Here is a 12,997-nt window from a genome sequence, read left to right as displayed (position 1 = left end):
ATTTGACAAGGCAAATAGTTAATGGGCAGGCGGGAGATTGTCTACATCTACCAATATTACATCATCACCTATCTTTTTTATCCTTTCCCATGGTATTACAATGTCGCCCTCACCTTTAAAAAAGCCTAAGAATTTTGACGGGCCAGGTACCACTATGGCAGTAACCCTCCCTTGATACAAATCAAATTCCATATCCACTATATACCCAAGCTTCTTCCCATCCTTTATGTTTATAACTTCCTTTTGCCTGAAATCTGATGATTTATTTATCATGCTTAACACCCCTCAAAGGCTAAACTATAGTAAGTATATATTCAAGTCCACATGAAAAAATGAGTAAAAAATATAAAAACCCGGGATTTTCCACCCGGGCCTTTTGCCGCATTATATATATTTCCGCATATGGATAAGGGCTGATTTCTCCAAACGGGAAACCTGGGCCTGAGATATTCCAATCTCCTGAGCCACCTCCATCTGTGTACGTCCTTCAAAGAATCTAAGGGTGAGTATGAGATTTTCCCGTTCATTAAGCTTATCCATCGCTTCGCTTAAAGCAATACCCTCAAGCCAGTTCTCATCAACATTCTTTTCATCACTGACCTGATCCATTACATATATGGCATCTCCTCCGTCATGATATATAGGTTCAAATAATGACACCGGATCCTGTATTGCATCGAGGGCGAACACCACCTCTTCTCTAGGAAGCTCCAAGGCTTCGGCTATCTCTGATATGGTAGGCTCCTTGGAATTCTTACTTATCATTTGATCCCTTACCTGTAATGCCTTATATGCTATATCCCTTAGAGATCGACTTACCCGAATGGGATTGTTATCCCGAAGATAACGCCTAATCTCACCAATTATCATAGGTACGGCATATGTAGAAAACTTTACATTATGGGAAAGATCAAAATTATCAATAGCTTTTATAAGTCCAATACAACCTACCTGAAAAAGATCATCTATATGCTCCCCTCTATTATTAAAGCGTTGAATAACGCTAAGTACCAACCTTAAATTACCTTGAATAAACTCCTCCCGGGCACTTTTGTCCCCGGCATGCATACGTTTAAATAGCTCCCTCATCTGCTCATTTGTAAGTACAGGCAGTTTAGATGTGTTTACACCACAAATTTCAACCTTATTGCTCTGCATGCCAAAATCCTCCATCCGTTTACATTTTTGTTATTAACTAAGAAATATCCCTCATAGAAAAATTATTACCTTGGACGGAGTTTTTTATTCAATATCAAACCAAACGGTTCATTTCCTTTTTTAACCTTTTTATGATTCGTTTTTCCAGTCTTGATATGTAGGATTGGGATATTCCAAGCATATCAGCCACCTGTTTTTGAGTTTTTTCCTCACCATCATAAAGTCCAAATCTAAGCTCCATAATACGTCTCTCCCTATTTGGCAGCTTATCAAGGGCAATCTTTAAAAGTTCCTTATCCACCTGTTCTTCGATAAACTTATATACCAGATCACTTTCTGTTCCCAATATATCGGATAATAATAATTCATTCCCGTCCCAGTCTATATTTAAGGGCTCGTCAAATGAAATCTCAGTTCTATTCTTGCCATTCCGTCTCAAATACATTAGTATCTCATTTTCAATGCACCGTGAAGCATAGGTTGCAAGCTTTATCCGTTTATTTGGGTCAAATGTGTTTACCGCTTTTATAAGTCCTATAGTACCTATGGATATAAGGTCTTCCACGCCTATACCCGTGTTTTCAAACTTCCTTGCAATATATACAACAAGTCTTAGATTTCGCTCTATAAGTGTACTTTTTACTGCATTATTTCCTTCCCTAAGTTGAGATATGAGTTCCCGCTCCTCTTCGTTTGTAAGTGGAGGCGGGAGGGCCTGACTACCGCTTATATAGTATATGGGGGGTTTGTTTCGCCCCTTTATCTTGCGCATAATGTTTATAAGCATCTTATTATACATAATATAAATTTTTTTATAACCAATCATATAATAACCTCCTTACTATTGAATAAGCTGCGGATTTATAAGGGCATGATATTCACTGTCCTTTGACAATTGCCTGGCATATATTCCTATTATTATATCCCTTGTCTCTTGCCAATCCCCGTCCATCAAAATACTTACCTTATCAGGTTTAAAACCTATTAGCATGCCATTTTCCTTGCCTAGAGCCATAAACGGTATCATCCGAAACCGCCCTATCCAAGATGAATTGGCTACTGTTTTTGTAATAAACTCCAAATCATTCTCCTTCGATTTTATAAAGATATCTTGTATGTCACTGGGCAATATATGCCGTACCTCAGCAAACTCCACCACTATTACAGGATTTTGACTAATTGGGTCATATAGTGCATTTCCCGTATCCAACAGACCCTCAACCTCAGCCTTTTCTCCATCGAAATATATACCTATAGTGTATAAAAGTTCCTGATGGTTTAGACGATTACGCATAAAATCCCGCAAGTTTCTCCCTAATGTGATTACTATAATACATGCAAAGGCCAGAATTTTTACAGGATAATTTTCTATATAGAATATACCATCCTGTACCTGAACCCCTTCACCTAGAAAATAGTATATTCCAAATGCTGCACCACCAAATATAAAGGTGGTGCAATAGAAAAAAGCTAGAACCTTTATAAATTGTCCTATATTATTAAATTCAAAGGCTGCAAGGAGCATTATTAATGATAAACATATCTTTAGGGGAATGGTCCGCATAGCTTGAAACTGAGGTAGAAATATAAAAACCGCATATAATGCACCTATGCCTGCTGATACCCATAACCTCCAGGAAACACATTTAATCTTTGATACTTTGACTGTCACCCATAGAATTATATAGTTCATTAATACATTATCTAGCCATAGTATATCGAGATACCTATATTCAGTTACCATATAACTCCCCATCCCTTTTGCCTATACCTGTTTTTATATGTTATTATATAATACTTATTCCTAGAAACTTGTTGAAATGCGCCTTAATATAAAAAAAAGAAACGACAATAAAACACAGTTTTATCACCGTTTCCTTTTTTATATGGTTTATATAATATATTTATTTAAATAATATATCAGATTATTTTAACCTGCCCCTCCTCAAAAAAGTGGGGATATCTAAATCATCGCTGTTATCCTTTGTAACTGCGGCTTCAATAACTTGCTCTACTTTTTTCTTTTCAACCCGAGCAGAAGGTTTGTCATCAAAGCCAGTGGCTATAACAGTTATAACTATCTCATCATCTAGATTTTCATCTATCACTGCACCAAATATAATATTGGCATCAGGATGGGCAGCCTGGGCAACCAGTTCTGCTGCTTCATTGACTTCAAACAATCCCAGATTGTCGCCACCTGTAATATTTAATAATACACCCCTAGCCCCTTCTATAGTAGTTTCAAGGAGGGGACTTTGTATTGCCTGTTTAGCTGCTTCGGTAGCACGATTATCCCCGGTTGAACGGCCTACTCCCATATGGGCCAATCCTTTTTCATTCATAATAGTCCTTACATCGGCAAAGTCCAGATTAACCAATCCAGGTACGGCAATAAGATCGGAGATACCTTGAACACCCTGTCTTAATACATCATCAGCAACTTTAAATGCTTCAAGCATTGAAGTACGTCTCTCCACCACTTGAAGTAGTCTGTCATTTGGTATAGTAATCAAAGTATCGACTTTTTCTTTTAAAATTTCAATTCCTTGTTCTGCATTTTGCATCCGTTTTCGCCCTTCAAACAAGAAAGGCTTGGTAACTACACCTACTGTCAAAATTCCCAATTCCTCAGCTACCTGGGCTACTATGGGCGCTGCACCTGTACCGGTACCTCCCCCCATACCTGCAGTTATAAATATCATATCTGCACCTTTTAGAGCCTGGTATATTTCATCATGGCTTTCCTCAGCCGCTTTTTGACCTATTTCAGGATTGGCACCTGCACCTAAACCTTTAGTCAATTTTTCGCCTATTTGTATCTTTTGAGTAGCCTTTGACAGGCACAGTGCCTGCTTGTCTGTATTTACAGCAATAAAATCTACACCTTTAAGTCCAAACTCTATCATCCGATTAACAGCATTGTTGCCTCCTCCGCCTACCCCTACAACCTTAATCTGCGCAAATTGATTTGTGTCCACCTCAAATTCGAGCACTACAAACCCTCCCCTTCACTAGTTAAAAGAAATTCTTAAACCATTCTATTATTCTGCCCATAAAACTGAGCTCTTTTTCATCATCCTGGTATTCGACATTTTCATAATTTTGCTCATAATCTTTAAGTAAACAATATACACTTGACAGACTTGCCGCATTAGATGCCCCTGCTATACCTGCTTGTCCAATTCTTACTGGGCAACCAAGCAACCCTGAAGTAAAATCCCTTGCCCCCCTTATAGTGGCTACACCACCACCGGTAAGGACACAGGTATATCCATCATCTAGGGATATGGAGCTGTTTTCTTTTATACTCTTTTGTACAAGTTCCATTATTTCCTGTATTCTCCATTCCATTATCTGCTGTACATTCAGCATGGATATATCCTTTATGCCATCGTCTGTTCTAACTGATAATATCATATCCCCCTCGTTTAAAGTTTTTGACAGGTCTATGCCCAATACACATTGTCTTTTAAGTCGTTCAGCTTGCTCCATGGAAATATCCAGACCTATGGATAAATCATTTGTAATATTCCAACCACCAACAGGCAACCAATCCATATGTATTGGCACACCACCTTTATATACTATAATATCAGTGGATTTGCCTCCAATATCTAGAAATATACTGCCATTTTTCTTTTCATGATCTGCAAGCATAGCATCACCGCTACATAGCAATGTGGGCATTATATAATCAACCTCAATATCATACTGCCCAAGCAGTGCCGCTGCCTGTTCAGCAAAAGTACTCTTCACACATACAAGGGATGCCTGTACTTTTAGACTGTTGCCTGTAACATGTATAGGATTCTCTATGGCAGGACCATCATCTACTCGAAAGAAATGAGGAACAGTCCTAAAAACCTGCCAATTCCCAGGCAGATGATAGCTTGCAGCTTGTTTTACAACAAGTGCCCTGTGCTCCTCCGATACGGTACCTTCACCTATAGATATCCTCCCGTTATTTAGCATCAGTCCACAGTAATATCCTGGGATACCTAATATCACCTTGCATATTGAGTGGCCAGTCATACCTTGTACATGCTTAACTGCCTGGGATAAAAAGGGGGTAATACTGCTTATATTATCCCAGTCATAATGCACAGCATCTCCATATGGGATATTGCCCATTCCTACCACTTCTAGCCTGCCCTCTTTATTCATATATCCTACTATTATAACTAATTTAGTAGTACCAAAATCTATAGCTGCAACATATTCATTCAATGTCCCCTACCCCTTTTCAAAAGCCGTTAAGCGAAAACATATTATAAGCATATGTTATCATAAATTTGATGAAATTAAAATCATTTTATAGCACTATTTTTCATCATCTAGGAACGATTTATCTCGAAGGTAACTTAGAAAATGGCGTCTAAGTACGGCAAAGTTGTTAAATAATCTTGTACCAAAGGCAAATATTGCGGCCAAATATATAGGTACATCTAACCTGTCTCCTAGATAAGCCAATCCAGCTGCCAAAAAGGCATTTCCAAAGAAACCTGAAATAAATACATCTGTCTCAAAATTGCCCTCAAGACTTGCCCTTATACCGCCAAACACTGAGTCCAATGCAGCTAGCACAGCAATAGACATATATGACGAGTAAGCTATTGGAACACTTATTGGCAGTACCATACCTAGTACTATACCTATAACTATTCCAATAATGGTCAACCACATTTTTAATCACCTTCTTCCACTATCTTTGCATATTGATACCAAACACTGCCATAATTGGCTGGTACCCTTATATCTTCAACCTTTTTTATATGAAATTCCAGCCCCCAGTCCATAAGTACCTTATAAATACTATCTTCTCGCTGGAATACGGAGGCCAGTTCATCGGGATTACCTATTGCTTTTATTATAAAGGGCGGTGCAAATCTATTTTGACTACCAATATTTATAGTCGGTCCACCACAACTTATCCTGGATGTTTCAATTATCCTAGTATCGTTAATGGATATGGCTTCTGCTCCTGCCGCCCTCAATTCATTTACTATATTTAATAAATCGCTATCATGAACTATATAATTTGAAATCATATCTGGATTTCTGAGTATTACATCATCCCGCTTGCGATCATTTAGCAATATTTCAATACCTGGACCATGTACATCCATAAGGCCTGCTACCATCCTGGCATTTATTATTTCAGCCTTTATATCCTGTCCAAAGCTACTTTGATGGGCGGCCTGTTCCTCTAAAGCATCCATCTTTTTTTCATATTCAGTACGCTTATCCAAAAGTTTATCATGCTGAGCCTTTAGCGCCTCTTGTTCATTTATAAGACCTTCTAATTTTTTTATACCAGTGGTATCTTCCATATTTACTCCCGTCCCACCGTCTGTAAACGTTATATATAGTAATAAACCTAGAAAGACACATATCACTGAAATTACTCTGGCATCCTTTTTATTCATGATTTATCATGCCCCTATTTATTTTCCTGTACAGGCTTTGCATATTCAAATTGCATTGGCCTGGTATATTTCAACACTTTAATATTATCAGATCTTTTTATCTCTATATCAAGCACTGTCGATAATTCATCAGCCACACCGCCTAATAGTTTTAAGGCAGCTTCCAGAGTTTCAGGATTACCTATTGCTTTTATTTCAAATGGTATGGAATATCTATTGGTATTTATCACTATATAATCACCTGCATTTCGGATCTCGCTAGTTGATATTATACGTTCATTGTTTACAGAAATAGCCTCAGCCCCGGCAGCATTTAATTCATTTATCAACTTCAAAAGGTCTTCATAGTTTACATTGGAAACTATTTGGGTATCACCAAATTCCGATTGGTATGTGTAGGGCTTTACGGTTACAATCACTCCCGATCCCTGCAGATCATTAAAACCTGCAAGCATTCTGGCGCGATCCAGCTCCTTATGGAGCGTTTCAGACACCTTACCATCATCCTGTGCTGCGTTTTCATACTCCCAAATACTCTTTTCATATTCCCTAAGCTGTTTTGATATGGCATCATTTTCTTGTTTTAATTTTTGTATTTCACTGGTTAGTTCCTGGGTACGCTGCAGTGAAACATTGCCCCCTACCCTTTGGACATTTTTAAACTGGGACGCTAACATAAGACCCAGTATTATGCTAACTAACAGTATTGCTATTTGTCCACCTATCTTTTTATTCATGGGTCTCACCTCTATTACCATCGTCTTTGTTTTCTTTGTTTTCTTCTTTAATAGGTGTATATATAGCCTTGTTTGGAATGGTTACATCTAACATACCTTTAATATCACTATTATTTAGCTGTATAAATTCTTGAGATTTAAGCCATCTTAGCTTTTTAGGTATATCGATTGCCTGTCCTATCCTTATAACCAATCCAGCTCTTGAGGTCATATATATATCATCTGAGTTTTTCATATTTATTTCCACTATTTCTCCACCTATCTGCTCCTTATCTATCTCCTCTAAAATGCGCTGAAGAGCCTTTAACTGATAATCATCTCCACAATTTATAGGTTGTCCCACTACAAAACTTTTGATATATATATCAGTTATTGTAGGATAGTCATGGCCATCGGAAGCATCTACTACACCCAATATTATCCCTTCAGGGTCTATTATTATATTACTGCCCAAATAGGGAATAACAGCACACGCAGTACGTTCAGATACTTCGATGACCACTTTATCGGGATAATTTCTCCTTATATCTATTACCTTAAGGAATGGATTGGATTCTATCCGTTCCTTTGCCAAGCTCTTATCTAATTTAAAGATATTTTCTCCTATTGGAATACCACTTAAGGTACTAATATCATCAGCTGATATAGTCTTTTGTCCATATGCAGTTATACTCCTTATTTGAAAAAATTCCGTACTTAAAAAGCCTACCGCAGCCACTAGCATGAGTAGAACCAGAAATATTAGTATACCCTTTCCTCTTCGCTTCCTTCTCATAAAATCACCCCAACAAAATAACCTATCCTTTAATACGTTCTATCTTAGCACCTAACCCCTTCAGCTTACATTCTAACCCTTCATATCCTCTATCTATATGATTTATATTACCTATCTCACTAGCACCCTGTGCATCTAATGCTGCAATTACCAATGCGGCACCTCCCCTTAGATCAGTAGCCTCCATCCGAGCACCCATTAGCATGTCTACACCCTGTATTATTGCCGTATTGCTTTCCACCCTTATATTTGCGCCCATCTTTTTAAGCTCCGGAACATGTTTATATCTATTTTCGAATATATTTTCCGTTACTATACTGGTACCATTACACCTTGTAAGCATTGCCATAAGGGGGGCCTGCATATCGGAAGGAAATCCGGGATATGGAAGTGTCTTTGTATGATCTATTGCCTTAAGCTCCGGTATAGATTTTACCCTTATCCCATTATCCTGTAAAAGCACCCCACACCCTGTCTCCCTCAACTTGTATATAATAGATTGCACATGGGATTCTATAACATTATCAATGAATACATCTCCACCGGTTATAGCAGCTGCTACCATAAAGGTACCTGTCGCTATTCTATCAGGTATTACCCTATATTCCACCGGTTTAAATGCCTTTACGCCTTCTATGACTACTGTATCAGTTCCTGCACCACCTATCCTGCCGCCCATTGCATTTATGAAGTCCTGGAGATCTACTATCTCTGGTTCTTTAGCAGCATTTCTTATTACAGTGGTACCCTTTGCCTTTGAAGCTGCCAACATTATATTTTCAGTAGCACCTACACTCGGATAATCAAGATGTATATCAGCTCCCCTTAATGTATCTACTGTACAATTAAGATAGCCATAGGAATCATCTATTTCTACTCCCAATTTTCTAAGACCTTTTAGATGGAGATCTATGGGCCTTTGTCCAATTTCACAACCACCTGGGTATGTAATACCGGATTTCCCCATACGTCCTAGGACAGCCCCTAATATTACTATTGAAGAACGTATCTTTTTTACATAGTAATCGGGTATTCTCCATTCATTGATACCAGAAGGATCCAATATTATAGTGTGGCCTTCCCGTTTTATTTTACATCCCATACTTTTAAGTATAGATAGCATATCATTCACGTCTGAAAGCTGTGGACAATCATGAAGTATCACCTGTTTATCGGTAAGGGCTACACTCGCTAGTATGGGCAGTATTGCATTTTTGGCTCCATCCACTCGGACTATACCATTTAATTTATTGCCTCCATTTATTATATATCTATCCAAGGCTTACACCTCTCTTTAAAACTTTTCATATCACATTATCATATTATGCAGATCTAAAAACAGGTGTGACATTTAAACAAGGTGCAGCCTACATAACGATTAGTTTGCCTTGATGTATTTTGATATATTCAAAAGCACCCCAATACTCGACATAAACAAAAATAATGACGAACCTCCATAGCTTATAAATGGCAGGGGCACCCCAGTTGGAGGCATGGATTTTGTGACAACTGCAATATTTATGCTTACCTGTATGGCTATCATGGATATAATACCTGTCGCTAACAGACTACCAAATAAATCAGGTGCCGATATGGCTACACGAATCCCTCTCCATATAAGTATTAAAAATAGAAGCATAATTATAGTAGCACCTATAAAACCCAATTCTTCTCCTATAACTGCAAATATAAAATCCGTTTCAGAATAGGGCAGATAGAGATATTTTTGTCTGCTCTCACCTAACCCCATACCAAACCAACCGCCTGAGCCCAAGGAATACAATGACTGAATTATCTGATATCCTTTACCATTTGGATCTACCCAAGGATCCTTAAATGCTATATATCTTTTATACCAATATCTTCCGCCCTCCTTGTCTCCAGGACGGAGTATCAGTGCTGCTGCTCCCAATGCTCCTAACCCCACCAGACCCCAAAGATGCTTCATGCTGCATCCTGCTACAAACATCATTATAAATGTAAGTATAACAAGGGTGCCGGCAGTACTGAGATTTGGCTGTTTGATTATAAGTACAAAGAATACGCCAGTTACTAAAAGATAGGGCACAATACCCTGCCAGAAGGATTTCAATTTTTTCTGCCTTCTGGACATACTTTCAGACATATATACTATAAGGGATAATTTAGCCACTTCTGAAGGCTGCACACTTAATTTACCTATACTAAGCCATCTTGTAGCATTGTTTTTTTCATCACCTATAAGTAATACTGCAACTAGCATGGCAATACTGATAAGCAGTAGGGGCTTTGAAAACTTTTTTAACTTCCAATAGTCAAAATTGGCCATAAATATCATTCCACATAACCCAACTATAGCCCACATGCCCTGGCGTTTAAAAAAATAATAGCTATCCCCAAATTTTTGGTTAGCATAATAATAACTAGCACTAAACACCATAACTACGCCAATACATACCAACGTCAAGGTTATAATAAATATTGGATAATCAATTTTCTTTTTAGGATATTTCTTCTTTGTACCCTTCCTTCCCATCCAACTACCTCCTCAACGCTTTTACGGCCGCTTTGAATATCCTACCCCTCTCCTCATAATCCTTGAACATATCCCAGCTGGCACAGGCGGGAGATAATAGTACATTGCCCCCTGGCACTGCCAGATCGTAAGCTTTTAAAACGGCCTGTTCTAAAGTTTCCACTTTGTATACATTGTGAAAACCCTTATCGGATGCTGATTGGATAAGTTTATCCTTTGTTTCTCCCAATACCACCATATCAGTTATGATATCATCGAATGCATCAATAAAATCCGAAAAATCCAAACCCTTATCCATTCCTCCTGCTATGAGGACGGTAGGCCCCTTCATAGCTTGTATAGCCTTTATAGAGGCATCAGGATTGGTTCCCTTGGAATCATTATAGAATTTTATTTCTTCTATATCATCGACAAATTCTATCCTATGTTCCACTCCCTTAAAACTCTTCAAGGTACTTTTGATAGTTTTAGTATCAACTCCTAGTATACTGGTAACTAAGACAGCAGCCAGTGCATTTTCTAGATTATGCCTACCAGGAATGAATATATCGTCCACATGGCATACAGTTTTTTTACCATTTCCCACATCTACTATTACCATACCATCTTGTACCCAAGCCCCCCTATCTAATACCTTACTACTGCTAAAAAATAATACCTTACCCTTTGTTCTGTCATCTAAACTAGCTGATAGGGAGTTGTCACTATTTAGCACTACATAGTCATTTTCATTGGCATTTTTAAATATCTTCGCCTTTGTATTTATGTAGTTTTCCATTGTTTTATGCCTATTCAGATGATCAGGTGTAATATTTAATATAACTGAAATTTTAGGTTTAAAATATTTTATACCTTCCAGTTGAAAGCTACTTATTTCAGCAACTACAACGTCCCCATCTTGTATATTTTTAGTCTGGGCCACAAATGGTTTGCCAATATTGCCCACTATATATGTATTCATATGGGCATTTTTTAATATTTCACCAATCAGGGAGGTGGTAGTAGTCTTTCCGTTGGTGCCGGTAATTGCAACTATCGGCGCACTACACAATCTATACGCCAATTCCACCTCGCTTATGACCTCTATACCATTTTCCTTTGCTTTTTGAACGAAAGGGGTGTATATGGGTACACCTGGACTTATAACCACCATATCCATCTGTTCTACAATATCATCAGGTTGTACTCCAAAGTACAGCTCTATCCCCAATGGACCCAGCTCCTGCTCTACATCCCTTAATTCATCAGTTTTTTTTATATCATTGGCAATGACACGGCAACCAAGTCCTTTAAGTACCCTAGCTGCTGATACTCCACTTCGTGCCATACCTACTACCAAAACTTTTTTGTCCTTTATATCATTTAATCCCTTCAACTACATTCCTCCTATACCGCTAGCAATCCTACTAGGCATAAAACTATGGCTGCCATTATGAACATTGTAACTACCTTTGTTTCATGTATACCTTTAAGCTCAAAATGATGGTGAAGAGGGGCCATCTTAAATACCCTTTTACCGGTCTTTTTAAACGATACCACTTGAATTATCACCGATATGGCCTCTATCATATATACCCCACCTAATATGGGTAAAAATAGGGGAATTTTAAGCAGTACTGCCAGCGCTACTATGGCACCTCCTATACCTATGGACCCTGTATCCCCCATAAAAACCTGAGCAGGGTATGCATTATACTTCAAAAAACCCATACAGGCCCCTAAAAGGGCACCTGCAAACACTGCGAGATTTTGATAATTTGCTCCCAAATACGCCAATCCCTCATCCATCGCCTTAGAGCCAGCAAAATACGCTATTATGCTAAAAGCAGAGGATACTACTAAGGTAACTCCTGCTGCCAATCCATCCAATCCATCAGTTAAGTTAGTGCTATTCACCGTACCTATTATTACAAATACAATAAAAGGTACATACCATACCCCAAGATCCCATTCATTTTGGCTAAAGGGTATATAAATTTTACTACCCACATTTGGGTTATTATATGCATATAATGCAAATATAACGGCAACACCTATTTGGGCTATTATCTTTTGATAGGCTTTAAGCCCAAGCGAACGTTTTTTTACTATCTTTATATAATCATCTAGAAATCCTATAAGGCCAAAGGCCAATGTTACAACCACTGCTACCACTATATAGTCTAAACTATGCCTTGCCAAAATCAAAGAAGACAATGCCAGTGGTATTAAAAATATAATGCCTCCCATTGTAGGAGTACCTTCTTTTTTGTAGTGAGTCTTAGGCCCTTCTCCCCTTACATGCTGTCCCACTTTGAGCCTTCTAAGAGCAGGAATTATTGGCACTCCAAATACTAGCGTGAGTGCAAAAGCCAGGATTATTGCATATATAATTTGCTGCATT

Annotated in this window: 14 protein-coding genes; all 14 read right to left on the bottom strand. The window is 38.2% G+C overall.

The genetic code is table 11. From position 1 onward, the window contains the following. Positions 1 to 18 precede the first annotated feature (18 nt). Complete coding sequence (locus EJN67_RS04965; RefSeq protein ID WP_129723281.1) at positions 19 to 270, bottom strand: YlmC/YmxH family sporulation protein; 252 nt, start codon at positions 268 to 270, stop codon at positions 19 to 21. Between the two features lie 114 nt (positions 271 to 384). After that, complete coding sequence (sigG, locus tag EJN67_RS04960; RefSeq protein ID WP_129723169.1) at positions 385 to 1,158, bottom strand: RNA polymerase sporulation sigma factor SigG; 774 nt, start codon at positions 1,156 to 1,158, stop codon at positions 385 to 387. Positions 1,159 to 1,252: 94 nt separating this feature from the next. Continuing rightward, on the bottom strand, positions 1,253 to 1,957 hold the full coding sequence (gene sigE, locus EJN67_RS04955; protein WP_129723279.1) for an RNA polymerase sporulation sigma factor SigE: 705 nt from the start codon (positions 1,955 to 1,957) through the stop codon (positions 1,253 to 1,255). Between the two features lie 42 nt (positions 1,958 to 1,999). Further along, on the bottom strand, positions 2,000 to 2,902 hold the full coding sequence (gene spoIIGA / locus EJN67_RS04950) for a sigma-E processing peptidase SpoIIGA (protein WP_165000740.1): 903 nt from the start codon (positions 2,900 to 2,902) through the stop codon (positions 2,000 to 2,002). A gap of 181 nt (positions 2,903 to 3,083) precedes the next feature. Further along, on the bottom strand, positions 3,084 to 4,154 hold the full coding sequence (gene ftsZ / locus EJN67_RS04945) for a cell division protein FtsZ (RefSeq protein ID WP_129723165.1): 1,071 nt from the start codon (positions 4,152 to 4,154) through the stop codon (positions 3,084 to 3,086). Between the two features lie 22 nt (positions 4,155 to 4,176). Further along, positions 4,177 to 5,388, bottom strand: a complete 1,212-nt coding sequence (ftsA, locus tag EJN67_RS04940; protein ID WP_129723163.1) for a cell division protein FtsA — start codon at positions 5,386 to 5,388, stop codon at positions 4,177 to 4,179. A gap of 93 nt (positions 5,389 to 5,481) precedes the next feature. Then, complete coding sequence (locus EJN67_RS04935) at positions 5,482 to 5,844, bottom strand: small basic family protein (RefSeq protein ID WP_129723161.1); 363 nt, start codon at positions 5,842 to 5,844, stop codon at positions 5,482 to 5,484. 2 nt (positions 5,845 to 5,846) lie between these two features. Further along, positions 5,847 to 6,587, bottom strand: a complete 741-nt coding sequence (locus tag EJN67_RS04930; RefSeq protein ID WP_129723159.1) for a DUF881 domain-containing protein — start codon at positions 6,585 to 6,587, stop codon at positions 5,847 to 5,849. A 14-nt stretch (positions 6,588 to 6,601) separates the two neighbouring features. After that, positions 6,602 to 7,324, bottom strand: a complete 723-nt coding sequence (locus EJN67_RS04925; RefSeq protein ID WP_165000739.1) for a DUF881 domain-containing protein — start codon at positions 7,322 to 7,324, stop codon at positions 6,602 to 6,604. Continuing rightward, complete coding sequence (locus EJN67_RS04920; RefSeq protein WP_129723155.1) at positions 7,317 to 8,099, bottom strand: cell division protein FtsQ/DivIB; 783 nt, start codon at positions 8,097 to 8,099, stop codon at positions 7,317 to 7,319. The genes EJN67_RS04925 and EJN67_RS04920 overlap by 8 nt, the downstream gene beginning before the upstream one ends. A 22-nt stretch (positions 8,100 to 8,121) precedes the next feature. Further along, positions 8,122 to 9,378, bottom strand: coding sequence for a UDP-N-acetylglucosamine 1-carboxyvinyltransferase (murA, locus tag EJN67_RS04915; protein ID WP_129723153.1), 1,257 nt, complete (start codon positions 9,376 to 9,378; stop codon positions 8,122 to 8,124). A gap of 99 nt (positions 9,379 to 9,477) precedes the next feature. Further along, entirely contained in the window at positions 9,478 to 10,614 is a 1,137-nt protein-coding gene (gene spoVE, locus EJN67_RS04910) for a stage V sporulation protein E (protein ID WP_129723151.1), read from the bottom strand. A 4-nt stretch (positions 10,615 to 10,618) separates the two neighbouring features. Beyond that, positions 10,619 to 11,989: a UDP-N-acetylmuramoyl-L-alanine--D-glutamate ligase gene (murD, locus tag EJN67_RS04905; RefSeq protein WP_129723149.1), complete on the bottom strand. Its 1,371-nt coding sequence runs from the start codon at positions 11,987 to 11,989 to the stop codon at positions 10,619 to 10,621. 11 nt (positions 11,990 to 12,000) lie between these two features. Then, positions 12,001 to 12,996, bottom strand: coding sequence for a phospho-N-acetylmuramoyl-pentapeptide-transferase (gene mraY, locus EJN67_RS04900; RefSeq protein ID WP_129723147.1), 996 nt, complete (start codon positions 12,994 to 12,996; stop codon positions 12,001 to 12,003). Position 12,997: the final 1 nt, after the last annotated feature.

This window comes from Xylanivirga thermophila (genome assembly GCF_004138105.1).
GTDB classification, from domain to species: domain Bacteria; phylum Bacillota; class Clostridia; order Caldicoprobacterales; family Xylanivirgaceae; genus Xylanivirga; species Xylanivirga thermophila.
This window is presented reverse-complemented; position numbering and strand designations above follow the sequence as displayed.

Bases quoted from the DNA above. Each gene is read 5' to 3' on its own strand.
- sigG (WP_129723169.1), bottom strand. From the start codon at position 1,158: ATGCAGAGCAATAAGGTTGAAATTTGTGGTGTAAACACATCTAAACTG.
- sigE (WP_129723279.1), bottom strand. From the start codon at position 1,957: ATGTATAATAAGATGCTTATAAACATTATGCGCAAGATAAAGGGGCGA.
- spoIIGA (WP_165000740.1), bottom strand. From the start codon at position 2,902: ATGGTAACTGAATATAGGTATCTCGATATACTATGGCTAGATAATGTA.
- EJN67_RS04935 (WP_129723161.1), bottom strand. From the start codon at position 5,844: ATGTGGTTGACCATTATTGGAATAGTTATAGGTATAGTACTAGGTATG.
- EJN67_RS04930 (WP_129723159.1), bottom strand. From the start codon at position 6,587: ATGAATAAAAAGGATGCCAGAGTAATTTCAGTGATATGTGTCTTTCTA.
- EJN67_RS04925 (WP_165000739.1), bottom strand. From the start codon at position 7,324: ATGAATAAAAAGATAGGTGGACAAATAGCAATACTGTTAGTTAGCATA.
- EJN67_RS04920 (WP_129723155.1), bottom strand. From the start codon at position 8,099: ATGAGAAGGAAGCGAAGAGGAAAGGGTATACTAATATTTCTGGTTCTA.
- spoVE (WP_129723151.1), bottom strand. From the start codon at position 10,614: ATGGGAAGGAAGGGTACAAAGAAGAAATATCCTAAAAAGAAAATTGAT.
- mraY (WP_129723147.1), bottom strand. From the start codon at position 12,996: ATGCAGCAAATTATATATGCAATAATCCTGGCTTTTGCACTCACGCTA.